The organism is Solidesulfovibrio magneticus RS-1 (assembly GCF_000010665.1).
GTDB lineage: Bacteria > Desulfobacterota > Desulfovibrionia > Desulfovibrionales > Desulfovibrionaceae > Solidesulfovibrio > Solidesulfovibrio magneticus.
Genome location: NC_012796.1, coordinates 913,534 through 938,490 on the forward strand (window position 1 = coordinate 913,534; position 24,957 = coordinate 938,490).

General features: G+C 66.0%; 22 protein-coding genes. 7 read left to right on the forward strand and 15 right to left on the reverse strand.

Annotated elements, in window-relative coordinates; translation table 11 throughout:
• The first annotated feature begins 1 nt into the window (after nt 1).
• Together DMR_RS03955 and DMR_RS03960 are read left to right on the forward strand one after the other, a co-directional pair.
• Nucleotides 2–1,117, forward strand: coding sequence for an HlyD family secretion protein (locus tag DMR_RS03955; protein ID WP_012750383.1), 1,116 nt, complete (start codon nt 2–4; stop codon nt 1,115–1,117).
• Nucleotides 1,118–1,389: 272 nt separating this feature from the next.
• Nucleotides 1,390–1,854, forward strand: coding sequence for a hypothetical protein (locus DMR_RS03960; RefSeq protein WP_012750384.1), 465 nt, complete (start codon nt 1,390–1,392; stop codon nt 1,852–1,854).
• On the opposite strand, the gene DMR_RS03965 is transcribed toward DMR_RS03960, so the two are convergent.
• The 4 genes from DMR_RS03965 to DMR_RS03980 form a co-directional block, all read right to left on the reverse strand.
• On the reverse strand, nt 1,796–2,728 hold the full coding sequence (locus DMR_RS03965; protein ID WP_198408672.1) for a lytic transglycosylase domain-containing protein: 933 nt from the start codon (nt 2,726–2,728) through the stop codon (nt 1,796–1,798). The genes DMR_RS03960 and DMR_RS03965 overlap by 59 nt on opposite strands.
• 142 nt (nt 2,729–2,870) lie before the next feature.
• Nucleotides 2,871–4,514, reverse strand: coding sequence for an FmdE family protein (locus tag DMR_RS03970; protein ID WP_012750386.1), 1,644 nt, complete (start codon nt 4,512–4,514; stop codon nt 2,871–2,873).
• A gap of 49 nt (nt 4,515–4,563) precedes the next feature.
• Nucleotides 4,564–5,028, reverse strand: coding sequence for a MarR family winged helix-turn-helix transcriptional regulator (locus DMR_RS03975; protein WP_043600040.1), 465 nt, complete (start codon nt 5,026–5,028; stop codon nt 4,564–4,566).
• 293 nt (nt 5,029–5,321) lie between these two features.
• On the reverse strand, nt 5,322–7,409 hold the full coding sequence (locus DMR_RS03980; RefSeq protein ID WP_043600041.1) for a molybdopterin-containing oxidoreductase family protein: 2,088 nt from the start codon (nt 7,407–7,409) through the stop codon (nt 5,322–5,324).
• Between the two features lie 262 nt (nt 7,410–7,671).
• Here DMR_RS03980 and DMR_RS03985 point away from each other — a divergent pair, with 262 nt between their 5' ends.
• Together DMR_RS03985 and DMR_RS03990 are read left to right on the forward strand one after the other, a co-directional pair.
• On the forward strand, nt 7,672–8,271 hold the full coding sequence (locus DMR_RS03985) for a 4Fe-4S binding protein (protein WP_012750389.1): 600 nt from the start codon (nt 7,672–7,674) through the stop codon (nt 8,269–8,271).
• The gene (locus tag DMR_RS03990; protein ID WP_006920574.1) at nt 8,268–8,774 is read left to right on the forward strand and encodes a 4Fe-4S dicluster domain-containing protein; all 507 of its coding nucleotides are present in this window, start codon (nt 8,268–8,270) and stop codon (nt 8,772–8,774) included. The genes DMR_RS03985 and DMR_RS03990 overlap by 4 nt, the downstream gene beginning before the upstream one ends.
• Nucleotides 8,775–8,861: 87 nt before the next feature.
• On the opposite strand, the gene DMR_RS03995 is transcribed toward DMR_RS03990, so the two are convergent.
• The 3 genes from DMR_RS03995 to DMR_RS04005 all read right to left on the reverse strand — a co-directional run bounded on the left by DMR_RS03995 (nt 8,862) and on the right by DMR_RS04005 (nt 11,162).
• A complete protein-coding gene (locus tag DMR_RS03995; protein WP_012750390.1) occupies nt 8,862–10,031 on the reverse strand; it encodes a GNAT family N-acetyltransferase in 1,170 nt (389 codons plus the stop codon).
• A gap of 31 nt (nt 10,032–10,062) precedes the next feature.
• Complete coding sequence (locus tag DMR_RS04000) at nt 10,063–10,728, reverse strand: hypothetical protein (RefSeq protein WP_012750391.1); 666 nt, start codon at nt 10,726–10,728, stop codon at nt 10,063–10,065.
• 92 nt (nt 10,729–10,820) lie between these two features.
• Nucleotides 10,821–11,162: an STAS domain-containing protein gene (locus DMR_RS04005; RefSeq protein WP_012750392.1), complete on the reverse strand. Its 342-nt coding sequence runs from the start codon at nt 11,160–11,162 to the stop codon at nt 10,821–10,823.
• 161 nt (nt 11,163–11,323) lie between these two features.
• Between DMR_RS04005 and DMR_RS04010 the strand changes: the two genes are divergently transcribed.
• Nucleotides 11,324–12,376, forward strand: coding sequence for a GGDEF domain-containing protein (locus DMR_RS04010; RefSeq protein ID WP_043600043.1), 1,053 nt, complete (start codon nt 11,324–11,326; stop codon nt 12,374–12,376).
• A 174-nt stretch (nt 12,377–12,550) separates the two neighbouring features.
• On the opposite strand, the gene DMR_RS04015 is transcribed toward DMR_RS04010, so the two are convergent.
• The 5 genes from DMR_RS04015 to DMR_RS04035 form a co-directional block, all read right to left on the reverse strand.
• Nucleotides 12,551–13,750: an iron-containing alcohol dehydrogenase gene (locus tag DMR_RS04015; RefSeq protein ID WP_043600044.1), complete on the reverse strand. Its 1,200-nt coding sequence runs from the start codon at nt 13,748–13,750 to the stop codon at nt 12,551–12,553.
• A gap of 298 nt (nt 13,751–14,048) precedes the next feature.
• Complete coding sequence (locus tag DMR_RS04020) at nt 14,049–14,378, reverse strand: hypothetical protein (protein ID WP_012750395.1); 330 nt, start codon at nt 14,376–14,378, stop codon at nt 14,049–14,051.
• A gap of 196 nt (nt 14,379–14,574) precedes the next feature.
• Entirely contained in the window at nt 14,575–16,131 is a 1,557-nt protein-coding gene (locus DMR_RS04025; protein WP_012750396.1) for a DHA2 family efflux MFS transporter permease subunit, read from the reverse strand.
• A 4-nt stretch (nt 16,132–16,135) separates the two neighbouring features.
• The gene (locus DMR_RS04030) at nt 16,136–17,350 is read right to left on the reverse strand and encodes an HlyD family secretion protein (RefSeq protein WP_012750397.1); all 1,215 of its coding nucleotides are present in this window, start codon (nt 17,348–17,350) and stop codon (nt 16,136–16,138) included.
• Nucleotides 17,347–17,817 (reverse strand): MarR family winged helix-turn-helix transcriptional regulator, encoded by a 471-nt coding sequence (locus DMR_RS04035; RefSeq protein ID WP_012750398.1) that lies wholly within the window; start codon nt 17,815–17,817, stop codon nt 17,347–17,349. The genes DMR_RS04030 and DMR_RS04035 overlap by 4 nt, the downstream gene beginning before the upstream one ends.
• Nucleotides 17,818–17,916: 99 nt before the next feature.
• On the opposite strand from DMR_RS04035, the gene DMR_RS04040 reads away from it, so the two are divergent.
• On the forward strand, nt 17,917–19,206 hold the full coding sequence (locus tag DMR_RS04040) for an Nramp family divalent metal transporter (protein WP_012750399.1): 1,290 nt from the start codon (nt 17,917–17,919) through the stop codon (nt 19,204–19,206).
• Between the two features lie 181 nt (nt 19,207–19,387).
• On the opposite strand, the gene DMR_RS04045 is transcribed toward DMR_RS04040, so the two are convergent.
• From DMR_RS04045 to DMR_RS04055, 3 genes are all read right to left on the reverse strand, one after another.
• Nucleotides 19,388–19,618, reverse strand: coding sequence for a hypothetical protein (locus DMR_RS04045; RefSeq protein WP_012750400.1), 231 nt, complete (start codon nt 19,616–19,618; stop codon nt 19,388–19,390).
• A gap of 414 nt (nt 19,619–20,032) precedes the next feature.
• Nucleotides 20,033–20,824: a methyltransferase domain-containing protein gene (locus DMR_RS04050; protein WP_012750401.1), complete on the reverse strand. Its 792-nt coding sequence runs from the start codon at nt 20,822–20,824 to the stop codon at nt 20,033–20,035.
• Between the two features lie 250 nt (nt 20,825–21,074).
• Entirely contained in the window at nt 21,075–22,295 is a 1,221-nt protein-coding gene (locus DMR_RS04055; RefSeq protein ID WP_012750402.1) for a binary toxin-like calcium binding domain-containing protein, read from the reverse strand.
• A 341-nt stretch (nt 22,296–22,636) separates the two neighbouring features.
• On the opposite strand from DMR_RS04055, the gene DMR_RS04060 reads away from it, so the two are divergent.
• Entirely contained in the window at nt 22,637–24,907 is a 2,271-nt protein-coding gene (locus tag DMR_RS04060) for a methyl-accepting chemotaxis protein (RefSeq protein WP_012750403.1), read from the forward strand.
• Nucleotides 24,908–24,957: the final 50 nt, after the last annotated feature.

The window sequence follows — 24,957 nt, forward strand, 5'->3', positions numbered from 1 at the left end:
CATGCTGCAACGCGCCATCATCCTGGCCGTGGCCGCCGTCATGATCCTCGGCGGCGCGCTGTGGCTGCGCTCCAACACCCGTCTCCGAAACGCGCCCGGAGTGCAGGCGGCCGCGTCGGCCAAACAGCCCCCCGCCGCGGAGACGGCCGCGCCCAGGCCGGCCCCGGCCGGTCCGGCCTGGGTGGCCGCGCCGGGCAAGGTGGAACCGGTGTCCGAGGAAATGCGCCTGGGCTTCGACATCGCCGGCAAGCTGGCCGAGGTTTCGGCCGAAGAGGGCGACCGGGTGCGCCAGGGGCAGATCCTGGCCAAGCTCGCCGCCGACGAATACGCCGCCCGCATCGACGTCGCCGAGCAGGTGCTGGCCGCCCGGGAAGCCGCCCTGGCCAAGGTGCTGGCCGGCTCCCGGGATATGGAACGCAAGGAGGCCCGGGCGGCCGTGGAAGAGGCCCGGGCCGTGTCCGAACAGGCCAAGCTCGAAAATGAGCGCCGTCGCCGGCTGTTGAGCAAGGAAGTGCTGTCCCAGGAGGAAGCCGACCGGGCTGAACGGGAATTCAAGGTGGCCGGCCAGCGCCTGGACGCCGCCCGCCAGCGGTTTCACCTGGTGGACGACCCATCCCGCGAAGAGGACGTGAAAAAGGCCATGGCCGAGGCGGCCGAGGCCCGCTCGCGCCTGGCCGAAGCCCAGGCCCTGGCCGCCAAGACCGTCATCCGCTCGCCCATCGACGGCGTGGTGCTGCGCAAGCACCGCCGGGCCGGCGAGATGGTGTCGGTGTCCTTTGACACGCCGGTGGTCACCGTGGGCGACGTCAGCCGGCTGCGGGTGCGGGCCGACGTGGACGAACGCGACATCGCCCGCATCGCCCCGGGGCAAAAGGCCATGCTCATGGCCGAGGCCTACGGCGACAAGCGCTTTTCCGGCGTGGTCATCCGGGTGGCCGGCATCCTGGGCAAGAAAAACATCCGCACCGACGAGCCGGCCGAGAAAAACGACACCCGCATCCTCGAAACCCTCATCGATGTGACGCCGCCGGCCGAGCTGCCGGTGGGGCTGCGCATGGACGTGTTCATCATCACCGCCCCGGACGGCGAAGCCAGCCTGCCGGCCTACACGCCGTAGGGGGAGGGGGGGGCCTCCGGCGGCCAGGAGAGGCGCTGCCTCTCCTGGACCTCTCCGCTGGGGGCCTGAGGCCCCCAGACCCCCCACCTGAAAGAAGGGGTAAAGGGGTTTGGCCGACTCGCCCGACGGTTTGAGCGGTGGCTGGCGGTCAGAGCGCCAGTTGCGCAGCAGCATTGGCCAGGAGGCGGCGCGCCGCACACCCCCTTGACGTGAGGCAGCCGGCCGGGCAGCGTGGGCCATAGGCCGGGAGATTTCCCGCCGCCGGAGGGTCCATGGCCGACGTTGTTTCCTCCCCGCCGCTGTCCGGCCCGGTCCGGGCGCTTTACGCTCTGGCTGCGGCCGTGGGCTATCCGCCGGCCTTCTTGCTGGCCTATCTGCTGACCCTGGCCGTGCCCTACGGCGCGGTGGAGAAATCCACCAACGTCTTTTCCGTGAATCCGCTGATTTTCGCTGCCCTGGCGGCGGCAATCTGCGCCGGGCGGTATTTCCTGTGGCGGGGCTGGCGTCGCTGGCGGGGTAAGGCGGGCGCTGCCGAGGCCGGAACGCTGGATATGTGGCTGACGGCCCACAAACCGTGTCTGGCCGTCGTGCCGATCTCTTTAGGGATCGTGGCCATCGACATGGAAGGCAACGCCTTCGGGTTTCTGGTCTTTCCGCTCTACGTCGTCCTAGGCGTCGTTATGGGCGTCTGGTTTCATCGCCGCCTGCGCCGGTCGTCGGCCCGACCCGCCGCCTGAGGGCGTTGCCACCCTTCCCGCCTCGCCGGCAATCGCCGTCCCTGGCCTCCACCCCCTTTTCTTCAGCTGGGGGGTCCGGGGGCCTCAGGCCCCCGGCCGCCGGAGGCATTCTTTTGGTCTTCTTCTCGCCTCCCCCGACCGCTCCCTTTTTCGTAAGCCCCGGGTGGCTTTCGCGCAGCATGGCGTAGCGGTTCATGATGCGGTCGACGTAGGTCATGGTTTCCGGGATGTTGGGGACGCCGCCGCAGCGGGCCACGGTTTCGGGGCCGGCGTTGTAGGCGGCCAGGGCCAGTCGCAGGTCGCCGAAGCGGCCGATGAGCTGGCGCAGGAAGGTTGCGCCGGCGGTGACGTTGCGTTCGGGATTGAAGGGGTCGGCCACGCCGAAGTGGCTTTGGGTGTCGGGCATGAGCTGCATGAGTCCGGCCGCGCCCTTGGGCGACACGGCGCAGGCGGTAAACCGCGATTCCTGTTCGATGACGGCGTAGAGCAGTTCCGGGTCCAGGCCGCTGGCCCGGCTTTTGTCCCGCACGAGATCGATGAGCGGCCCGGATTCGATGACCGCCGGATAGCCCGACGGCCCAAGCGGGGCCAGGCCCAGGCGGCGATAGGCCCGGGTGGCTTCGAGAATCCAGCCGTCCTTGCGGTCCTTGGACACCGCGCCCTGGTCGTGGATGCGTTTTTTGATGGCCGCGAAACCGAGCTTGGGGTCGCTGGGGCCTTCGTAGATGAGGACGTAGTTGGCGTCGCGGGGTTCTTCGCTCAGGTGAATAAGCCCGTAGTCGTCCTCATACCCGTAGAGGGCAAAGGCGCGGGCGACGGACGGGACCGTCAGGAGGAGAAAGGCCCCGAGCAGCAGGGCCAGGACGTGTCGCATGGGATGCTCCGGCGGGTTCGCCATCCTCCCATAGGACGGCGAACCCGGCCGGTCAAGGGGCAAGGGTTGCCGCCGCAGCCGGCGGCAACCCTTGCGGCAATTCGTCGATCTTTAACAATACAAGCTTATTATTAAAGGGTGGTTACTTGCCGAAGGGACACTTGGGGTAGGTGCAGGCCCGGCAATTCAGGCACATGGAACCTTCGGCCAGTTCGGCCAGGTCGCGGCGGGTGAGGGTCTGGCCGGCCAACACCCGGGGCAGGAGCAGGTCGAAGCTGGTGGTGCGGTGAAACAGCGCGCAGGCCGGCACGCCGATGACGTCGGCCGCGCCGAGATGCCCCACAAGGGCCATGGCTCCGGGCAAGACCGGCATGCCGTGGACGGCGTCGGTCAGGCCGGCGTCGTCCAGGCCCAGGCGGGTGACGTCGTCGGGATCGACGGACAGGCCGGCCGTGGTGACGATGAGGTCGCAACCCTCGGCCAGCAGTTCCCGGGCGGCCTGCGCCACGGCGACCCGGTCGTCCGGGGCCTTGCGCACGGCGATGACCGCGCCGCCCAGGGCCTCGACCTTGGAGCGCACCACCGGCTCGAACTTGTCCTCGATGATGCCCGAGGCGATTTCCGTGCCCGTGACCAGCACGCCGGCCCTGGTCTGGCGGATGGGCAAAATGTTGAACAGCGGGCCGTCGGCCAGCACGCGCATGGCCACGTCGAAGATGCGGCGCGGCAGATAGAGCGGGATGGCCCGGCAACCGGCCACGGCCTTGCCGGCTTCGACCACCAGATGGGACTGGCGCGAGGCGCACATGACGCCTTCGATCATGTTAAACGCCGTGAGCCGCTCCTTGGCGATGGCGAGCAGGCCCTTTTCCAGGGCAATGAGCTCCACCTTGCCCTCGCGGGGCGGCCCGGAGGTGGTCAGACCCACCCCGGCCATGGCCTGGGCAAAGGCTTCGGCGGCCTGGTTTTCGTGGACGAAATCACCCAGCGGCTCGGAATGGTCTTCGACGTAGACTTGGTTTTTGCCCATGGTCTGGAGGCGGCAGACGTCGCCGGCATGGATGTCGGCCCCGGCGGCGAATTCCACGCCCTTGGACTCCCCGGGCACGATGCGGGTCATATCGTGGAGCACCCGCCGGCCAGCCGCCTCATCCACGGGCACGGCCCGCAGGTTCGGCGCGTCGGAGGGCACGAGGTAGGGGGCCTCGCCGGCGCAGCCCCGGCAGATGGCCCCATCGGCCTTGGGATAGCCCTCGCCGCAGGCCGGGCACACGCCGATGGCCCCCATGTTGGGCTTGATCATGAACGACGGCTTCATGACCACCGGGGCCAGCAGGCAGATATGGCGGGCGGCGGCCTTGATCTCGGCGAAAAGGCGTTCGCGGTTCTGCTCTTTTTTCGGCTTGAGCTTGAGGAACCAGGCGTGGATTTCCGGCCAGTTCTCCAGATGCTTGGGATCAAGCCAGGCCCGGTAGCCCTGGCCGGTGAACTTGTCGTAAAGCGAGAGCGCGTAGCGGCCGAGGTTAATCACCCGCATCCAGCCGTTGCCGTAGCTTGGCGGGGTGAGGATCTGCACGGCGTCGGGAAGGCACTTCTTGGTTTCCACCACGGCGTCGAAAAGCGTTCCCTCGGGCAGCATGGCCCGGGCGGCATCGACCATGTAGCCGCCGATGATGAGTCCGGGGGCAGGGTTGCCGTGGAAGGCGGCGGCGACCTTGAGGAACTCTTCGAAGGTGTGAGGGCCGATGGCGCTGTCGTGCGCCTGCAGTTCTGTCAAATTTGACATGCAGCGACTCGCAAGGACGCGCCCGCGAATAGACGGAACGCGGCAGAAGTTAAGACACGTTGGCGTAAACGCGATTGAGCAGGGATTTGAGCGTGGCCACTTCCTGGCTGGAAAGCCCCAGGCAGGCGCGCTCCAGGCAGGTGACGCCGACGTCGAGGAGCTTGTCCTTGAGGGCGGCTCCGGCTTCGGTCAGGTGGATGCGGTGACTGCGGCGGTCCTTGGCGTCGGGCTTGCGGACCACGAGTTGTTTGTCTTCGAGGATCTTGAGCAGCCGGGTGACGTTGGGCTTGTCCTTGTCGGCGCGCCGGGCCAGTTCCACCGGGGTCTGGCCGTCGGCTTCCCACAGGAGATTTAAAATGCCCCATTGGTCCACGGTGATGTCTTCGCCGGCTTCCTGGAGCAGCACGTTGCCGAGCAGCCGAAGCTTGAGCGCCGTGCGCACCAACAGAAATCCCAGCGAATCCCGCAGGGGAAACGGACGAACGTCCTCGGGTGAAAGCAGCGATCCTTCCATATATTCTTCCAAGCTACCATGTCGCATCCCAACGGGTCAACGGCGTTTTGGACATTCGTGACAGTTGCAGCGAGAGAATCGGCCTGATTCCGGAGTCGATACAGGCTTCGCGAAGAAATCCTCGGCGTTGCTGTCCACGACGGGCTTCAATCATGGCCGGGGCGGCGCAGTACGCCGCCCCGGCCATGGGAACTCCTCGTGCCGCGTCCTCGAAAAGGGCCTGGGCGCTTCTGGGGGACACGCGAAACATGAATCGTCCACTCCACAACAAACATCTTGTCCGGGGAAACGCCCTAGGCCGGCTCCACCGTCACGAAATGCTCCTGCATGCACACGCCGCCGCCGCCCTTGTCCCAGTTGTTGATGCCCTGGGGCATGAGCTCGTTGTCGGCCACGCCCATGCCCCGGGCCCGGCTTTCCACGGGCAGGGTATGGCCAAAGCCGTGGACCATGAACACGGTCTCGGGGTGGATGCCCTCGGTGACCTTGGCCCGGATCTGGCCGGCGTGGGAGCCGTTTCGCACGGTAACCAGCGCCCCGTCGTCGACGCCGAGCTTGGCCGCCTCGGCGCTATTTATCCACAGCTCGTTTTCCGGCATCTGGGCGAACAACAGCGGATTGTTGACGGTGTGTCCCTGGGTGTGCAGGCCGACCCGGCCGAAGCTCACCCGGTAGCGGCCGGGAGGCGGCGAGGCCGGGGCCACGTAGGGGGGCAGGGAGGCGACGCCGTCGGCTTCGAGCTTGGCCGAGACGATCTCGATCTTGCCCGAGGGCGTCTTGAAGGTTTTGTCGTCCACCGGGCGCAAAAGCGGCCCGCCGAGCTTGATCATGCCTGTGGCCTCGAAATCGGCCACGGTGACGCCGGTGTCCTGCAACTGGAAGTTCCAGATGTCCTCGATGGAGGCGAAATCCAGTTCCTTGATGCCCATATGCCGGGCCAGATCGCGGTAGATCTCCCAGTCGGCCCGGGTGTCGAAGCGGGGGGTAAGCGCGCGCTTGCGCACGAAAAACTGCGGCGCGCCGCCGGATTTGGAGGCGATCATGGATTCGCGCTCCAGGGCCGGCGACATGGGCAGGATCACGTCGGCGAACCAGGCCGTGTCCGACCAGGAGTAGGTGACGGCCACCAACAGCTCCAGGTTGTCCCACTTCTTTTTGACGTCGGCCGTGTCCGGGAAGGACATGAGCGGATCGTGGCGATGGGCGATGTAGGCCTTGATGGGATAGGGCTCGCCGCTGACGATGGCCTCGAAGGCTAGGTTGACCAGGCCCGGGCCGGCTTCGAAGTGGCCGCGGCCTTCCATCCACCCTACGCCGTCCACGCGCTTGGCTTCGGGCTTGGGGAAAAGATCGACCAGCTGCTTGAGGCCCTTTTTGCCCACATGGCCGGGCTTGTTGACCTGGGGCAGGCCGCCCTTGGCCCCGATGGACCCCAGCAGGGCGTTTATGATGTAGGCGGTGCGGCAGACCTGGAAGGAGTCGCCGTAGCGGGCGGTCATCCAGCCGGGATGCCAGATGACGGCCGGGGCGGCGGCGGCCAGCTGGTCGGCAAGGTCGCGGATGCGCTTGGCCGGCACGCCGGTGGCGGCGGCGGCGAAATCGGCGTCGTAAGGTGCGATGAAAGCGCGCAGGGCGTCGAGATCCTGTATCCAGGCGGCGGCGAAATCCTTGTCGTAGAGGTCGCGGGTAATAAGCTCGTGGATGACGCCGAGGTTTAAGGCATAGTCCGTGCCCGGACGCACCATGAGGAAGGTGTCGGCCTTGGCGGCGGTGACGGTGGTGCGCACGTCGATGCAGGTGATCTTGCAGCCGGCGTCCTTGGCGTCCAGGAGGTCGTTGACTTCCTTGACGTTTATCGCCTCGAAAATATTGCGTGTCTGGAGCACGACATGCTTGGCGTTCTTATAATCGTAGAACACGTCCTTGCGGCCGAAGCCGAACAGCGACAGGGCGGCGTGCTGGACGTTTCGGGCGCAGGCCGAATCGTGGTTGCAGTAGTTGGGGCTGCCCAGGGCTTTTAAAAAGGCGCGGTGCATGTCGCGAAACGGGCCGCCCCGGTCGGAGAGCAGGATGGAGCGCGCGCCGTGGGCTTCACGGATGCGGGACAGCTCGCCGGAAACGTAGGCCAGGGCTTCGTCCCAGGACACCTTGCGCCATTTGCCCTCGCCGCGCGCCCCGGCCCGGATCATGGGGAACTGGGGACGTTCGTCGTCGGCGACCAGCGCTCCGCCGGCCGCGCCCCGGGCGCACAGCGCGCCCTTGATGCCGGCGGCGTGGGGGTTGCCCTGCAGATATACCACCTTGTTGCCTTCCACCGTGGCCATCATGGGGCAGCGCACGCTGCACATGCCGCAGACGCTGTAGACGTTTTTCCTGTTCATTGTTTGCTCCATATTGTGGCGGCGTTGCGTGTGCCGGAGAGTTTCGAGCCTCTCACGCACTAGCAGGAAATCGTGATTGGGTGCAAGGGAAAAGTGTTGTGAAATGAGGAACGTGGATTTAAGACAATCACGCTTGGCAAACTAGATGATTGTGAAGACGGGAACTTGTGCCCCATCCGTTGACAAGGGCGGCAAAAACCCGTTTATCCTGGGGGAAATTCCGGATCGGGCGTTGCCGGTTGCGCGCCCAGGGAGGTCTGGCGTGTCTTTAACCGATCTCGTGCGCGAAGCGGCGACGGGGCTCAAAAGCCTGTTCGTCGGCCTTGGCATCACGGGCCGGGCCTTTGCCAAGCCGGCCGTCACGGTCATCTATCCCAAGCAGGAAGTGACCAACCTCGACACCTATCGGGGGCATATCGAGCTTGTGGGGCGGGAGGACAATCCGGCCATGCCGCGCTGCATCGCCTGCGGCGCCTGCACCCGGGCTTGTCCGTCCCAGTGCCTGTCCGTGGGCTGTCCCGTGGGCGCGGGGAGCGGCGGCGGCGATGCCGAGGCCCTGGAACTGGCCGGCGAACTGATCCCGGTGGGCACGGCCATGGCCCCGGCCCCGCAAAAGGGCTGCAAGGTCCCGGGCGTGTTTATTTACGACTATTCCCTGTGCAGCCTGTGCGGCCAGTGCGTGCGAGCCTGTCCGGTGGATTCGCTGCGCTTTTCCCAGCATGTCTATTACGTCGGCAGGTCCCGGGCGGATTTCCGCCTCGACCTCATGGCCCGGCTGGCCCGGCAGGCGGCCGAGGCTCCGGCCCCCGCCCCCGAGGCCGCCCGGCCGGCCGACGCGATCCCGATGGAGGAACACCCGTGAGCAAGTACATGATCCAGATGGACAAGAAGCGCTGCATCAGCTGCCATGCCTGCGAAGTGCACTGCCAGGTGAAAAACGCCGTGCCGCCCTCGGCCAAGCCGGGCAAGCTCGTGACGGTCGGCCCGGACATGGTCAAGGGCAAGCCGCGCCTGCTCAATCTCTACATGTCGTGTTTCCACTGCGAGCGGCCGTGGTGCGTGCCGGCCTGCCCCACCGGAGCGATGTTTCGGCGCGAGGAAGACGGCATCGTGTACGTGAAGGAAGAGCTGTGCGTGGGCTGCAAGGCCTGCATCCAGGCCTGTCCCTGGAAGATTCCGCAGTGGAACGAGGTCACGGGCAAGGTGGTCAAGTGCGACTACTGCCGCGAGCGCGTGGACGCCGGACTCGATCCGTCGTGCGTCACGGGCTGCACCGCCCATGCCCTGCGCTTCGTGCGGCCGGGAAAAAAAAACCAGGATGAACGCGACGTCTACGGCAAGCGGCTTTTGTTAAGGCAGATGTAGCGCCAACGTCGGACGACTGACTTTCGGGCCGGCCTGCGGGGGATTCCCCTGCGGGCCGGTTTCTTTTGGTGAGCGGGCGGCGGGGGCCTACCCCCGCCGCACCGGCAACAGCTCGTTCAACTCGTCGATGTAGTTCTTCTCCAACTGGTTCACCCGATCAATGTGGGTGCGAAAGATCATGTCCATGCGCGGGTCGAAAAAGCGGTGGGCGCTGTAGCTCGACACCGAAACGAAGCCCCGCCGGGCCTTGTGCGCGCCGCCCATGCCCGGGTCGTAGCGCTTGATGCCCTTGGCGATGGCGTAGGCGATGGGCGCGTAGTAGCACAGCTCGAAATGCAGAAACGGCACCTCCTCGAAGGCCCCCCAGTAGCGGCCAAACAGGATGTCGTCCTTCTCGGCCAGCATGGCCAGCGCGATGGGGTCGCGTCGCCGGGTGCGGTAGGCGGCGGCAAAGGCCAGGCGATGGCGGAACGCGCCGGCCATGCCCTCGAAAAATTCCTCGGTGAGATACCGGCAGCCCCAGGGGCCGAACTTGGCGTTGGTGCGCTCGTAAAGCTGTTGCATGAGCGGGAAGAAATTGTCCGGGATGGCGCTGCCCGAGACGATCTCCACCGTGACGCCGGATTCCTCCAGGGCCTTGCGTTCGCGGCGCACGGCCTTGCGGCGGTTGGCGTTGAGGGTGGCCAGGAAATCCTCGAAATCCGAAAATCCCCGGTTGCGCCAGAGATAGCCCTGGTGCCGCCAGGCCGTGAAGCCGTAGTCCTCGGCGGCGGCGGCGAACTCCGGTTCGGCAAATAAAAGCGCCGACCCCTGGACGCCATTGCTTTGGCAGAACTGCTCGATGGCGGAAAACAGCCGGCGCGACAACCGGGTCTGGTTGGCCTCGGGATCGGTGAGAAAACGCAGGCCCGTTGCCGGGGTGAACGGCGTGGCCCCGACCAGGCGCGGGTAATAGGGCAGCCCCAGGCGTACCGCCGCCTCGGCCCACAGCTGGTCAAAGACGAATTCCCCGTCGGAATGCCACTTGAGGTACATGGGCAGCGCGCCGACGAGCTTTCCCCCGACAGTGGCCAGCAAATGGTTGGGATACCAGCCTTTGGCCGGCGCGGCGCTGCCGGAATCCTCCAGCAGCGACAGCCACTGGTATTCGAAAAAGGGCGTGTCCAGGGAGGCGGCCAGGGCGTTCCAGGACGGGCCGTCGATCTCGGCCATGGACCGGGCGAAACGCACGGTCACTTGATCGCTTGGTACAGTCATGGGGGCAATATAGGCCTTGCCGGGCGTCGTGTCACCCGCTGGGGGCGTCTGGCTTGAACAAAAGGCTCGTGCGCCACACGCCGTTCTCGAAGTCGCATCTTCCCCAGTCCGAAAACGCGGCGAAGATGGGGGCGTATTTTTCCCATTCGCTGTTGTCCAGCAGCAGAAAGCCGCCGGGCCGCAGGCGCGAGGCGGCATTGAAGGCGCATTCCACCCTGGCCCGGCCGTCGATGGCCACGAAATCGAAGCTTTCCTCGGGATACGCCAAAATGGCGTCGCTGTAGGCGGCGTACTCGGGCTTGCGGTGGACGTGGCCCATGCGCCGCCACGTTTCCGGCCGGGCCTCGGGCCGGCCGGGGGCGTCGCCCGGCGGCAGGAAGTGGCAGTCCACGTTGGCCAGGCAGTGGCGGGCCAGAAGGGCCAGGGTGCGCCGCCGCCACTTGGGGCTGTGCTCCACGGACACCAGATGGAGCACGCGACTGGCCAGAAAGGCCGTGCTGCGCCCGCCGCCCCACTCAAAGCCCGTCATGCGCCGGTTGAGGGTGCGCGACAAAAAACGCACCGCCCCGGCGTTGATCCAGGGATAGCACGGGTCCGCCGCCATGCGGCAGGCTGTGGGCAGATAAAGCGCCGCCCGGGCCGCCCGGCGAAGGCCGGCCTCGAAGCCGATGGCGCCGGGGACGTAACGGATCAGCATGGGGGGAAGACCGCCGGTGTCGCCGCGGGTCGCGGCCTGCTTATGGTCGCGCCGAAAACGCGGCAGGGCGACATGGGCTAGGCCGAAGGCGGCTAGGCCTGGCTGGCGGCCAGGGCGGCGGCGGGGTCGGGATAGAGCGAAAACACCTTGCCCAGGTCGGCGATGCGCAGCACCTTGGCCACGCCCTCGGCGATGGAGCACAGGGCCACCGAGCCTCCCGAGGCCATGAGGCGGTTTCGCACCGTGATGAGGCTGCCGATGGCGCTGGAATCCACGAATTCCACGCCTGTCAGGTCAAAGGCCAGAACCGTCGGCGACGCTTCGAGATGGGCGGCCAACTGGCGCTGAAACTCCGGGCACACGGTGTAATCAAACATTTTGGGCAGGCCGGAAACCAGGGTCACCCGGCCATGGGCGGTGACGTGCAAGTCCATCGAATCCTCCGAGAAGCCAGGAAGGCTACGGGTATTTCCCTACCACGCCGCCCCGGGCCGGGCAAGCCGGCCCAAGGGGCTGTTCCCTCTTCCGGTTGTCGCGAAATGGATGTATTGCTGTGGGACGATTACCCGTCCGCAACCAGAGGTGCGCCCCCGTCATGAGCAAGGACAACAACCACGGCAAGCCGGCCGCCATGCCCGCCTCCTGCTTCGAACCCGTCTGCAACATGCTCGACCGGGTGGGCGTTCCCCGCGATTCCAAATGGCGTGGGCTGATCCTCTACATGCGCAGCATCAAGAACTACGATTTTCTCGACAACGAGCAGAAGGAACAATTCCAGGCTCTTGTCATGGAGATCCTGCGTACCCGCGACTTTTCCGACGCCAAGTTCCACGAAGTCGTCAAGGCCAACGAACGCATCCTGGCCGCGCCCTGGAACCGGGCGCTCACCCGCACCCTGGCCGAAACCGCCGCCCTGGTGCAGGAATTCCAGGACACCCTGTTTCGCCATAAGGGCGGCGTCCAGAAGCTCGAAAACGTCACCGTCTCGGCCGTGCAGTCCGGCGGCGACGTGGAGCAGACCCTTGGGGCCATTCGCCGGGGATTTCAGGAAATGGTGGCCATGATCGAGGAAGACGCCGAAAAGATGGTGGCGCTCACCCTTACCGACGCGCTGACGGCCATCCCCAACCGGCGCGCCTTTGACGAACACATCGGCCGCAACATCGCCGTGGCCGACCAGGGCCAACGCCAGCTGTCGCTTTTCATGCTCGACATCGACCACTTCAAACGCTTCAACGACGAACACGGCCACCGCATCGGCGACCAGGCCCTGGTCGTGGTCGGCTCCATCCTCAAGGGCTTTGCCGACGAAATGAAGCAGCTCGAAGACCGCGAGATCTTTCCCGCCCGCTACGGCGGCGAGGAATTCGCCGTCACCCTCCTGGACGTCGCCAAAAACGAAGCCGAGGAACTGGCCGACATCATCCGCCGCAAAATCGAACGCTACAACTTCGTCATCCGCGACCCCGACGGCCAGATCCTGGCCGCCGGCATCAAAATCAACGTCAGCATCGGCGTGGCCGAACTCCTCACAGACTGCCCGGCCGCCGCCCGCGACGTGGCCCACCTGGTCGACGCCGCCGACAAGGCCCTCTATCTGGCCAAAGCCTCTGGGCGAAATCAGGTGCGGGGGTATGTGAAGGGGTGAGTGCTGGATAGATAAGAGGAAGATGCCTCCGGCGGCCGGGGGACTCAGCCCCCCGGACCCCTGATATGGGGCGGTCGGGCGGGCGGTGAAACGTCGTCAGGCGGCAAACATGCCAGCGAAACGGGCGGATTGGGGCGCGAGCTTTGGCTCGCGCCCCAATCCGCCCGTTTCGCGTTAGAGCGCGTGCTGGAAGATGCGCTCCACGATGGCGCTGTCCACGCGGATGGGCGCGTATTGCAAAAGCGCCTTGGCCGGGGGCGACTTGACGGCCAGACGGGTCAGGGCCGGCACGTCGGCGCCGGTGAAATAGGCGGTCATGGTGGCCGGCTGCCCCAGGCTGTCCAGCCACTGGCGCAGCCTCGCCACGGCGACGTCGGTCTCGCCGGGATTGCCCGTCAGGTCCGGGGCGAGGGGGTGGAGCAGGGCGGCCAGGATCTCCGGGGTGGCCGGGTAGATTTCACGCATGACGGCCGGCAGCAGGATGCCCAGCCCCTCGCCGTGGGCCACGTCGGGATTGATGGCGCTCATGGCGTTTTCCAGGGCGTGGACGAGGTGCAGGCTGCCGCAGTCGACGGCGATGCCGGCGATGGCCGAGGCGTAGGTGAGCCAGTAGCGGGCGTTGAGGTTCCCGGGCTGGCGGATGGCCGTGGGCAGAAACGAGGCGATGATGCGCACGGCGTCCTTGGCCAGGCTGATGGAGTAGGGCGAGGCCGTGGTGGCCGTGGCCGCCTCCAGGGCATGGCACAGGGCGTCCAGGGCGGTGGCCACGGTATGGCGTGGCGGCAGGGAGACGGTCAGGATCGGATCGTCGATGGCCTGGGTCGGGTAGAGATGCGGCGAGCGGATGGCGTGCTTGTTTTCGCCGTCGGTCTGGGCCGTGGCCGTGGCCGTGCATTCCGAACCCGAGCCGTGGGTGGTGTTGACCACGACCAGGGGCAGGGAACTGCTGACGGCGGCTTTGCCGGAAAAGAAATCGGACGCCTTCTTGCCGGGATGGGCCAGCAGGGCGGCGGCGATCTTGGCGGCGTCGATGACGCTGCCGCCGCCGATGGCCAGGACGGCCTGGGCCTTGGCCTCGCGCCCTGCCGCGGCGGCGGCGTCGCCGTTGGCCAGGGTAGGATTGGGGCGCACGCCGTTAAAAAGCGTCCAGGCGACCTGGGCGTCCAGGGCCGGGCGCACGGCCTCCCACGCCCCGCTGGCCTTGGCGGCCACGGCGTCGGTGACGACCAGGACCGCGCTCTGGCCGCCCCTGGCCAGATCGGCCAAAACGCCGTCGATGCGGGACAACGCGCCGATGCCGAAAACGGTGTTGGGCCTCGTGGGCTGCAGGGTGAAAACGTGGTTGAGGTCGATCTTGCAATGCCAGTTGCCCATGCCAGTCCTCCGGAATGCGGTTGGGAGATTGTCGGACGGACGGGTCCGGGGGCAGGACATCAATTCCCGTGCCAGCCTGGGAATGGCTGGCCTTTCGGGCTATATCGGAAAATCGATGGCTGTTTTGCGCGGTCAAATCACCCCGCTTCCCGGGAAACGGCCCGGGAAAAGCGGGATTTGGTGGCGCGGGGCGGCGGTTTGAGGCGATGGGTAGAAAAGAAACAGCCGGTCGCGAGGCTGGGAATTAATGACTCGTTCTCGAACCCGGTCGCTTGGGCCGGGTCCGAGAACGGCCTATTTACTTGGAAATGGTGGTGGAGCGGTTGACGTCGGCGCTGTTGCCCTGGGGGCCGGTGTAGGTCGTGGAGTTATTCCAGGTCTTGGTGGCCGGGTCCCATTGGCCTTGGGAGGTGCGGTTGACGGACTGGTTGGCCGGGCCGGTGGTGGTGGCGCTTCGGGTGTAGCCGCCGGGGGTGCGGGTGGTGGTGGCTTCGTTGGTGACGGTGCGGTCGCCGGGGCCGGTGACCGTGGATTTGCGCTTGAAGGCCTGGGCCTCGGCGGCGCAAAGGACAAGGCCCAGGCAGACGGCGGCGACGGCGGCGCGGACGGCGTTTTGGGCGAGCATCATGGAGGCGGCTCCTTGGGTTTGGGCACGACGTTTGGGGCGCGGGATGCGCTCCTTTTGCCATACACCGGAAGCGAGGAGCGTGCCAGAAGCGCGCCGTGAAAAAAGTCCGCGCCAACCAAGGGGTTGGCGCGGACTGGGAAATACCGGACGGCAAAGGGCTGGGGGCGGGCCGGCGGAGTGCCGAAATGTCGGCGGATCAGTGCATGCCTTCGGGCATTTTCGAGCCCATGGGCGGTTTTTTCATGATCCACATGAGCACGGCCAAGCCGAGGAAAAGCTGGCCTTGGGCATGGAACACGTCGCAAAAGGCCATGGCGTTGGCCTGTTTGAGCAGCAGCTTGTAGAGCGCGCCAGAGGCGGTTTGCGAGGCGTCGTACAGTCCCAGGACCTTGGGCGCGAGGTAGGCGGTCAGGCGTTCCTTGGCCGACTGGTAGGAAAGATCGTAGGGCGTGAGGTTTTCGATGAGCCGGGCCTGGTGGAACTGAGCACGCCGGGCCAAAAGCGTGGTGACGAAGGCTACGCCGAAGGAGCCGCCGAGGTTTCGCAGCAGATTGAACACGGCCGAGGCGTTGTTCATGCCTTCGCGCGGAATAAAGGCCATGGTGAGGTAGGACAGGGGCACGAAGAAAAAGGCGATGCCAATGGCCTGGACGTTGCGGGCGGCAATGGCCGTGCCGATGTCGATGTCCAGCGAAAAACCGGCCATGCGAAAAAGCGAATAGGCGCTGATGCAAAGGCCGATGCACAACAGAATCCGGGCGTCGACCTTGGTGGTGGCCTTGCCGACAATGGGCAGGATGGCCAGCATGATGAGCCCGCCCGGGCCAAGGACCACGCCTGAAAGAAAGGCCGTGTAGCTCATGAGGTTTTGCAGATAGAGGGGCAACAGCACGATGGAGCCGAAAAAGGCGAAAAACCCAAAGAACATGACGATGTTGCCCATGGCAAAGGTGCGGTCGGCAAAGACTTTGAGATCGACCACGGGATGCTTGCAGCGCAGCTCCCAGATAAGAAAGGCCGACAGACACACCCCGGCGATGACCGACAGCGTGAGGATGTAGTCGGCGCTAAACCAGTCGTCCTGCTGGCCCTTGTCCAGGACGATCTGCAGGCAGCCAAGCCCGAGGCTCAAAAGGGCCAGCCCCAGATAGTCCACGGCGTCGCCGGCCTTGCGGCGCTCCAGATAATCCGGGTCCTTGATGTAAAACCAGATAAGCGCCATGGCCAGGATGCCGACGGGCACGTTGATGTTGAAAATCCAGCGCCAGGAATAATTGTCCGTGATGTAGCCACCCAGAAGCGGCCCGAGGATGGGGCCCAGCACCGCGCCCATGGCGAAGATGGCCATGGCCAGGCCGCGTTCCTTGGGCGGATAGGCTTCAAGCAGGATGGCCTGGGACATGGGCTGGAGTCCGCCGCCGCCGATGCCTTGGATGATGCGGAAAAAAACCAGCATCCCGAGGTTGGTGGCCAGGCCGCAGCACATGGAGGCGATGGTGAAGACGGTGACCGACCACAGCAGATAGTTGCGCCGCCCCAGGAGCTTGGAGAGAAAGCCGCTGATGGGGATGACGATGGCGTTGGAGACGAGATACGAGGTGAGCACCCAGGTCACCTCGTCCTGGCCGGCCGACAGGCTGCCCTGGATGTGGCCCAGGGCCACGTTGGCGATGGAGGTGTCGAGGATCTCGATGAGCGTCGGCACCATCACCGCCAGGGTGATGAGCCATTTGTTGGGGGCTTGCTCGGCCATGGGCTTAGTTGGTGTGGATCACGGGCACCACGCTCATGCCCAGGCGCAGTTGCGGCAGCTTGTCGGCTGCGCTTTTGTCAAAGACGATCTTGACCGGGATGCGCTGAACGATTTTCACGTAGTTGCCCGAGGCGTTTTCCGAGGGGAAAAGCGAGAACACCGAGCCGGTGCCGGCCTGGATGGACTCCACCGTGCCGGTGATGGCATGGCCCGGGAAGGTGTCCACCTCGATGTCCACGCTCTGGCCCGGGCGCACGTCCCGCAGCTGGGTTTCCTTGAAATTGGCCGTGACCCACAGCTCCTTGGAATCCAGCGGCACCACGGTCATAAGCGCCTGCCCGGCGGCCACCAGCCGGCCGGATTCGATCTGCTTTTTGGTCACATGCCCGGCCACCGGGGCGGTGATGCGGGTGTAGGACAAGTTGAGCTCGGCCTGTTTGACCTTCTGGCGGGCCAGCTCCACCTTGGCCCGCTGGGCCGCGGCCTCGCGGGTCTGGATGACGGCCTGTTCCTCGCCGGTCTGGGCCAGCTCGATTTCCGAGCGCAGCCGCTTGATGACGGCCTCGATGGACTCCAGGCGGCGTCCGGCTCCGTCGGCCTTGGCCTTGGCGGCCCGCAACTGGGCCTCATGGGCCCGGCGCTTGTTTTCGATGCTGTCGAGATCGGACTGGGACACGGCGTCCTTGGTGCGCAGCTGGCTGATGCGGGCGTGGTCGAGCTTGTCCTGGTCGAGCTGGGCCTCGATCTGGGCGGCCTCCTGCACGGCGGCGTCGCGTTCCTTGACGGCCTGGTCCAGGCTGCGCTGTTCGCTTTCGAGCTGGGCCCGGGCGCCGGTGACCTTGGACGAGGTCTGGGAGCGCTGCAGCGGCACGCCCAGTTCCTGGGCGGCCAGCTGGCTTTCGGCGGCGGCCAGATCGGCCCGGGCCTGGGCCAGGGCCACTTCGTAGTCCGTGGGGTCCAGCACGGCCAGCACGTCGCCGGCGGCCACGAGCTGGTTGTCCTCCACCGGCGCTTCATCAACATAGCCGGCCACCCGCGGCGTGATGGGATGGATGCGGCCGTCCACGAAGGCGTCGTCGGTGGACACCTTGCCCCGGGCGTAGAGATAATAGCCCAGCGACAGCAGGGCCACGGCGGCCACGGCCAGGACCAGGACGCGTTTTTTGCGGTCGGCCGGCTGGCCTTCGGGCTTGTGCTTGGCACGGAAGGAAAGTTTCATGGGGCGTCCTTGGTTTCGGGCAGGCAGTCGAGGCGGGCTTCGATGCGGGTCAGCAGATCGCGCAGCACGGCCTTGTCGTTCCCGGTGAGATCGGCATAGGCGGCGTCGGCAAAGGCCTGGACGATGGGCACAAGCGCCAGGGCCAGGGTCCGGCCGGCCTCGGTGAGGTAGAGGCGCTGGGAGCGCCGGTCGTCCGGGGCGCGTCGCCGCGTGAGCAGCTCCCTGGCTTCCAGCCGGTCCAGGATGCGGGTGACCGTGGTCTTGTCCTTGACGGTGCGTTCGCCCAGTGCCACCTGGGTGAGCCCTTCATTTTCCAGCAGCCGGTAGAGCACCACCCATTGGTCCGGGGTCACGTCGTGTCCGGCGGCCAGAAAGGCTCGGCGCAGTGCGATCTTGATCCGGGCGGCGGCATGGCCTACGGCATAACCAACGGCATTGTCGATGTCATAGCGGGAGGCAAGGTCCATGGCGTTTCTCTCTGTGGCGGCAGCAACAGTTGCCGGCGGGAAAATATCGATGACAACCATTGGCGTCAAGAGACGCCGTGTCTGTCAGGGGGTGTGCTGATGGAGGCGTTTCGCCGGCTGGCCACGGCCGTGTGGGATATGGCGCGGTTTCGGGACCATGGCCGGCCCCGGTTGGCCGCCCTGGAAATATTTAAATACATCGGCCCGGGGCTGCTTGTGACCGTGGGATTTATCGACCCGGGCAACTGGGCTTCCAACGTGGCCGCCGGGGCCGACTACGGCTACAGTCTGCTGTGGATGGTGACGCTGTCCACCATCATGCTTATCGTCTTGCAGCACAACGCCGCCCATCTGGGCATCGCCACGGGCCTGTGCCTGTCCGAGGCGGCCATGCGCCATTTGCCCAGGGGAGTGGCGGCCACGGCCCTGAGCACGGCCGTACTGGCTTCGATCTCCACGGCCCTGGCCGAGCTTTTGGGCGCGGCCATCGCGCTGCGTATGCTCTTTGGCCTGCCGCTGTGGCTGGGGACCCTGGCCGCGCTGGTCGTGGCCTTGTGGATGCTTTTCGGCAAATCCTACCGGCGTATTGAGCGGCTCATCATCGGCGGCGTGTCGCTTATCGGCCTGGCTTTTCTTTTCGAATTGTCCCTGGTCCACATCGACTGGGGCGCGGCGGCCCTGGGCTGGGTGCGCCCCAGCCTGCCCGATGGGGCGCTGCCCGTGGTCATGAGTGTGCTTGGCGCGGTGGTCATGCCGCATAACCTCTTTTTGCACTCGGAAGTGATCCAAAGCCGGCAGTGGAACCTTGACGAGCCGGAGATGATCGAGCGCCAGCTCAAGTACGAGTATCTGGACACGCTGTTTTCCATGGGCGTGGGCTTTTGCATCAACAGCGCCATGATCCTGCTGGCCGCGGCCGCCTTTTTCGGCCGGGGGCTGGAAGTGACCGAGCTGGAGCAGGCCCAGTCGCTTTTAACACCCCTTTTGGGGCCGGCGGCCGGGGTGGTGTTCGCCGTCAGCCTGCTTTTGGCCGGGCTGGCCTCCAGCGTCACGGCCGGCATGGCCGGGGGCAGCATCTTCGCCGGCATCTTCGGCGAACCCTACGACATCCGCGACAGCCATTCGCGCGTGGGCGTGGCCGTGACGCTTATTGGCGGCGCGGCGGCCATCCTGCTGGTCGGCGACCCCTTAAAGGGCCTCATCTGGTCCCAGATCGCCCTGTCCATGCAGTTGCCGGTGACGATCATCCTGCAAATAAGCCTCACCTCGCGCCGCACGGTCATGGGACACTACGCCAACCGGCCTTCCACCACCGTGCTCCTGGCGGTCACGGCCCTGGTGGTTATCGGACTCAACCTCATGCTTCTGGTCGAGACGTTTTTTTCCTAGTCGGCGCGCAGCCAAAAACAGGCATGTTTTTGGCTGCGCAACAATACCGATTGCCGTCCGTCCTCGCGCCGGAGCGTGTCGCGGCACTTCCCGCACGCGACACGTGCCAGGCCCGTCCATAAAAAAACGCCGCCTCCCGGAGTCCGGGCGGCGGCGTTCTCCCCTCACAGAACGCGAACTACTATTTGCCTTTTTTGGCCTTGGGGGCGGCAGCCTTGTCCGGGCCGGGGTAGTTGGCGACCATGCCGCCCATCTTCATGCACTCATTGACGCTGGCGGTCATGACGGTCTTGTCGCCGACCTTGCACTCCCAGGTCTTTTTGGGGGCGGCTTTGGCCTTGCCCTTGGCGAAGGCCGGGGCGGCGGACAGGGCGAGCGACAGGGCAGCGGCGAAAACGATGAACTTTTTCATGGGATCCCTCCTCGAACGGAACATTTTCACGTGGAATATAACGGTGTGCGGGGGAGCGCAAGAGATGGCGCGGCATAAAATGCGCGTCGGTTGCATCGCGCCGGCGCAACGCCCGGGCCGGCGCAACAGCCCGGGCCGTTGCAGGCGCGCACGGCGCGCGTGACGGGCCGACGGATCGCCGGAGTTTTTAAGCCCTGCCCCGTGCTTCCGGGGGCGTTACGGCCGTTGTCTGACGGAAGATCATGACCAAATTGCAATGCGGCCGGCGCCCTGCCGCAGAGCCGGAAAACAGGTCGGCGTGCTTCGAGAGCCGTCGACCGAGACGCCGCGTCTTGAACCCTTGCAGGGTGGGACGTCGCGTTGGCCGGCGAGGCTAGCCTGGTCCCGAAGCCACGTATCAACAGGGCTTTGGCGCTAGCGGCGAAGGACCAGATAGACGGTACTGGTCAGCAGATCGTCCCGGGCATGGACGCACAACAGTTGCGGCGGCGGGATATGCTCCGGGGAGACGGGCATGGTTTTCAGGCGCACCGGGGTAAGCCCCGAGCCTTCTATATGGTGTAGGAGCTGGCGCACGGTGAGCCGATTAAGGTCCAGGAACTGTTCCACCAAGTAGCGCTTATAGGCCGCAAAATCGTTTTGGGCGTAGAGCAGGTCATCTTTTTCGGCGTTGGCGTCGTGGTCGTCGGCGGCCTCGGCCAGAGCGACGAAGGCGGCGGTGCTCATGAGCAGATGGCCCCAGGGGATGTCCACGAGCCGCCGCAGATGGGAGCCGAAGGGCGAGTAGTAGAGCGGGTCGATCTGGATGAGGCAATGTCCGCCCGGACGCAGGGCCAGGCGCAGGGCCTCCAGGGCGGCCGGGATGTCCGGCAGGTGCTCGAAGACCGACCAGCTGTAGGCGGCGTCGAAGGAACCCGGGGCAAAGGGCAGGCGGCAGTCCGGTCCCGACTGGACAAAAGCCAGGTTCGGGGGCGGCGTGGGGCTGCCGGTATTAGCGGCCAGACGCTCGGGCAGGTGGGCAAAGGACGGATGGACGTCCACGCCGACCACGAACCCCACGCCCAGGGCCGCCGCGCCGGCGGCGGTGATGCCGTCTCCGCAGCCGAAGTCGAGGATTCTCGTCCCGGCCAGGGGCATGTGTTGGGCCAGTTGGCCGCAGGCGATGCGGGCGGCCTGCACGTAGTGGCTGGAAAACCAGGAGTCCATGGCCTCTCGTTTGTCGGGTGAAGTCGGGCCAGGGCTTCCTAGCAGGGAGCGGCGTAAAAGTTATGGCCGTTCGTCTCGTGTCGCGTCCACGAAAAGCGCCCATGGCGTTTCGCAGTCAAAGGACGAAGGCAATGCTTTTTCTGAATAATGACTGTCGTATCCCCCAGGGCTGCGACACGGGGCGCGGGCGACCGTTGTACCTACCTTCGCCCCCGGCCCGCCCTTGACGGTCGGGCCGGGGGCGAAGGCGTCAGTTGGCCGGTGTGTCCGCGCCGCGCGTATTGGCGATTTTGCGGCTGGTGGCAAAATCCAGTTCGTGGCGCAGGGCGTCGGGTCTTGGCGCGGCGTCGGCCTGGGCCCGGGCGGCGGGCGTGCTGGCCGGGCCGAGAAGGCCGCCGGCGTTGTAATCGATATGCGGCCAGTTGTTCTGAGCGATCAGCTGGTTGCGCACGCCGTCGCCGTTGATGTCGGCCGCGACGTCGGTTTCGTACACGCTGTCCCTGTTCCAGTCGATGGAGCCGCTGGCGTCGGCGACGGCATACTCGCCGGGTGAACCCGGGCCGTAATATTTGGTCCCGTAGCCGGTCACGCCGGAGCCCAGCCCGGCCAGCTCGTTGAGGTTGTTCTCGTCAAGGGGGGGCGTGTCGAGGCGTTGGTAGTCGAAAAGCAAGGGGTTTTGCGATGTGTCGCCCCAGACGCCGTTCTTGTACAGGCCCGTGATCTGGAAGAAATAGTTCATGACGCTTAAATAGTTGGGCTTGTAGTTGTCGTGGTCCGAGCCGCCGTGGGTCAGGCCCAGGCAATGGCCGAGCTCGTGGACAAACGTGCCGAGCCTTGCCCAGTCCGTGCCGCCGGCGGGTTCCCACAGGCCCAGGGTCACCAGGAAATCCGTGGCCGGAATGCCTCGAGCCAGACCGCTTGACGAGCTCTCGTCATAGGAATTGGCCCAGATCATGTACCGGAAGGATTTGGCGTAGGCAGCCGGGAAATGCAGGGCTTTTACGGCGTCGAAATCGATCCAGACCTTGTTTTCGTCGTCAGCCGAACCCAGGGTTTCGGCGAAGGGAACCTGGAACTTGAGCAGGGGATGGATGCTGATGCCGGTGGTCCCGTCAGGGTTCGCCACCGGCGCGTTGGCGAAGACCGCCTTGATGTTGTCGATGACCGCCTGGGACGGGGCCAAGTTCGTGGCGTCCGGCCGCACCATGTAGTCCATCCAGACAAACAGATCCTTGTGTCTGGGATCGGCCCCCATCCCGGGCAGGTCCACGAAGACGCCGTCCACCGTGTAGCCGTTTCGCTCCCAGACGTCCGGCAGGCCGTCGCCGTCGCTGTCGCGGCCAGGGGGCGTGGCGATGGAGGGGACGAGCAGGGGCAGGTCCAGTTCGGCCGCGAGGACCGTGTTCACGGACATCAGGCTCAGCCAGGCCAGGATCAGGAGGAGCAGATGGGGCCGGAGCGATACGGGCACGAGGCCTCCAGGCTGGTGGGGGAGTGTTGTCTGCAATGGTGTTCTAAAGAAAACAGTACCATGAACCGATCATTGCTTCAAGCCTGCCTCGGCCGGCGTCGGGACGGACCATGGCTGGACGACGGCAACGGGGAGACGGCCAGCGAAATCGTGAAGTTTGGGTTTTCCCGTATTGCGCTAGCTAATCATGAATGGTATCTCGTAAAATGCCCTGTTGTCGCTTTGGTAATCATCAGGCGACGACAGAAACGATGATTGAATGATACATTTGTAATCTTCATTTCGGCAGTGGTTTCGATATTTATGATAGTAGTTTTCATCTGACGCCGCAGGAGGAGCCCATGCAGCTCAAATCCATTCAAACCAAGATCGTGCTTCTTGCCGGCGTCTGTCTGCTCGTGACGTCGGCCGCCCTGGTCGGCTATAGCCTGTATTCGGCCGGTAAAAACCAAGCCCTGGTGTCGCAGCGGGTGGGCAAGCTCTTGGAAGAGGAGGCCAAGCGCAACCTGGCCAGCCTGGCCGCCAGCCAGGCCGCCGTCATCCAGAGCGCCCTGGAGGACAACCTCGTGGCCGCCCGGACCATGGGCAAGGTCTTCGAGGTGTTGCGGGAGAAATCCGCGGCCACGGCTTCCCGCGAAGGCATCAAGAACACCGTGCGCGACACCCTCGACACGATTCTCAACGAAGTGCTGAAAAACAACCCTCAGTACCTGGGCACGTATTCCGCCTGGGAACCGGGGGCCCTGGACGGGCGCGACGGCGAATACGCCGGCGCGGCTAAGGACGACCACGACGAGACCGGCCGGTTCGTGCCCTACTGGAACCGCGACAAGGCCGGCAAGATCGCCCGCCAGCCCCTGGTCGAGTTCGAAAGCCAGGACCGCCACCCCAACGGCGTGCGCAAGGGCGGCTGGTACCTCTGGCCCCGCGAGTCGGGCAAGGAAAGCGTGCTCGATCCCTTCCCCTACATCGTCCAGGGCAAGCAGGAGTGGCTGACCACCTTGTCCGTGCCCGTCAAAAAGGACGGCAAGTTCCTGGGCGTGGCCGGCACCGACCTGCGCCTGGATTTCCTCCAGGAGCTGGCCAAGAAGGTCGACACGCATCTCTACGGCGGCAAGGGCGACGTGGCCATCGTGAGCCATGACGGCCTGGTCGTGGCCAGCAGCGAAAAGCCCGAGGCCGTGGGCCAGCCCCTGTCCTCCATCTCCAAGGACTGGGAGGAACTGGCCAAGGCGGTCAAGGCCGGCCAGAGCATCACTGACGTCAGCGACGTCACCGGCAACTATCGAGCCTTGGCCACCATCAACCTGGGCCGCACCGACCGCCCCTGGGCCGTGCTCATCCGGGTGCATCCCGACATCGTTTTGGCCGAGCGCCACGCCCTGGACGCCGACATGGCCGCCCAGGGCAGGCAAGCGGCCCTGTGGCAGGTCGGAGTGGGGCTTGGCGTCACCATCCTGGCCCTTGGCGTCATGTGGCTTTTCGCCGCCGGCATGGTGCGGCCGCTTCGCCTGGCCGCCGGCTTTGCCGAGAAGGTGGCCCAGGGCGACTTCTCCCAGAGTCTGGCCGTCAAGCAGGCCGACGAAATCGGCGTGCTGGCCGGGGCGCTCACCCGCATGGTGGACAACCTCAAAAAGATGATCGCCCAGGCCGAGGACAAGAGCCGCGAGGCCGCTGCCGAAGCCGATCGCGCCCGGGCCGCCGTGGCCGAGGCTGAACAGGCCCGGGCCGAGGCCGCCGCCGCCCAGCGCCGGGGATCCCTCGACGCCGCCGCCCGCATTGAGGACGTGGCCCGGGCCGTGGCCGCCGCCTCCTCGGACTTGGCCTCCCAGATCGACCAGTCCAAGCAAGGGGCCGACATCCAGCGCCAGCACGCCGGAGAAACGGCCACGGCCATGGAAGAAATGAACGCCACCGTGCTTGAGGTGGCCAGAAACGCCTCCGAAGCCGCTCTGGGCGCGGGCACGGCCCGGGACAAGGCCCAGGTCGGGGCCGACGTGGTGCGCCAGGTGGTGTCCGCCATCGGTGGCGTCCAGGAGCGGGCCGCCGCGCTGCGCGGCCATATGGACGAGCTCGGCCGCCAGGCCGAGGGCATCGGCAACATCATCGGCGTCATCTCCGACATCGCCGACCAGACCAACCTGCTGGCCCTTAACGCCGCCATCGAGGCGGCCCGGGCCGGCGAGGCCGGCCGGGGCTTCGCGGTCGTTGCCGACGAGGTGCGAAAGCTCGCCGAAAAGACCATGACCGCCACCAGCGAGGTCGGCACGGCCGTGCGGGCCATCCAGGCCGGGGCCCGGGCCAGCATCGAGGGCGTGGAAGGCGCGGCCCGGGCCGTGGACCAGGCCACCGACCTGGCCGGCCGCTCCGGGCAGGTGCTGGGCGAGATCGTCTCCATCGTGGAGCGCTCCGCCGATCAGGTGCGCTCCATCGCCACGGCCTCGGAAGAACAGTCCGCGGCCAGCGAACAGATCAACCGGGCGGTTGAGGACATCAACCGTATTTCCGACGACACGGCCCAGTCCATGGCCCGGGCCGCCGGTTCGGTGGAAGAACTGGCCGAGCAGGCCGAAAGCCTCACCCGGCTGGTGGATTCCCTCAAGGCCGGCTAGCGCGTCACCTCCCGAATGAAGACAGTATGGGAGGCGGCCTTGGGGTCGCC

Coding starts and splice junctions, on each gene's coding strand:
- DMR_RS03955 (WP_012750383.1), top strand. CDS start 2: ATGCTGCAACGCGCCATCATCCTGGCCGTGGCCGCCGTCATGATCCTC.
- DMR_RS03995 (WP_012750390.1), bottom strand. CDS start 10,031: ATGACTGTACCAAGCGATCAAGTGACCGTGCGTTTCGCCCGGTCCATG.
- DMR_RS04060 (WP_012750403.1), top strand. CDS start 22,637: ATGCAGCTCAAATCCATTCAAACCAAGATCGTGCTTCTTGCCGGCGTC.
- DMR_RS03965 (WP_198408672.1), bottom strand. CDS start 2,728: ATGCGACACGTCCTGGCCCTGCTGCTCGGGGCCTTTCTCCTCCTGACG.
- DMR_RS04005 (WP_012750392.1), bottom strand. CDS start 11,162: ATGGACTTGCACGTCACCGCCCATGGCCGGGTGACCCTGGTTTCCGGC.
- DMR_RS04035 (WP_012750398.1), bottom strand. CDS start 17,817: ATGGACCTTGCCTCCCGCTATGACATCGACAATGCCGTTGGTTATGCC.
- DMR_RS04010 (WP_043600043.1), top strand. CDS start 11,324: ATGAGCAAGGACAACAACCACGGCAAGCCGGCCGCCATGCCCGCCTCC.
- DMR_RS03980 (WP_043600041.1), bottom strand. CDS start 7,409: ATGAACAGGAAAAACGTCTACAGCGTCTGCGGCATGTGCAGCGTGCGC.
- DMR_RS04040 (WP_012750399.1), top strand. CDS start 17,917: ATGGAGGCGTTTCGCCGGCTGGCCACGGCCGTGTGGGATATGGCGCGG.
- DMR_RS04045 (WP_012750400.1), bottom strand. CDS start 19,618: ATGAAAAAGTTCATCGTTTTCGCCGCTGCCCTGTCGCTCGCCCTGTCC.
- DMR_RS03970 (WP_012750386.1), bottom strand. CDS start 4,514: ATGTCAAATTTGACAGAACTGCAGGCGCACGACAGCGCCATCGGCCCT.
- DMR_RS04050 (WP_012750401.1), bottom strand. CDS start 20,824: ATGGACTCCTGGTTTTCCAGCCACTACGTGCAGGCCGCCCGCATCGCC.
- DMR_RS04030 (WP_012750397.1), bottom strand. CDS start 17,350: ATGAAACTTTCCTTCCGTGCCAAGCACAAGCCCGAAGGCCAGCCGGCC.
- DMR_RS03960 (WP_012750384.1), top strand. CDS start 1,390: ATGGCCGACGTTGTTTCCTCCCCGCCGCTGTCCGGCCCGGTCCGGGCG.
- DMR_RS03975 (WP_043600040.1), bottom strand. CDS start 5,028: ATGGAAGGATCGCTGCTTTCACCCGAGGACGTTCGTCCGTTTCCCCTG.
- DMR_RS04025 (WP_012750396.1), bottom strand. CDS start 16,131: ATGGCCGAGCAAGCCCCCAACAAATGGCTCATCACCCTGGCGGTGATG.
- DMR_RS04015 (WP_043600044.1), bottom strand. CDS start 13,750: ATGGGCAACTGGCATTGCAAGATCGACCTCAACCACGTTTTCACCCTG.
- DMR_RS04000 (WP_012750391.1), bottom strand. CDS start 10,728: ATGCTGATCCGTTACGTCCCCGGCGCCATCGGCTTCGAGGCCGGCCTT.
- DMR_RS04020 (WP_012750395.1), bottom strand. CDS start 14,378: ATGATGCTCGCCCAAAACGCCGTCCGCGCCGCCGTCGCCGCCGTCTGC.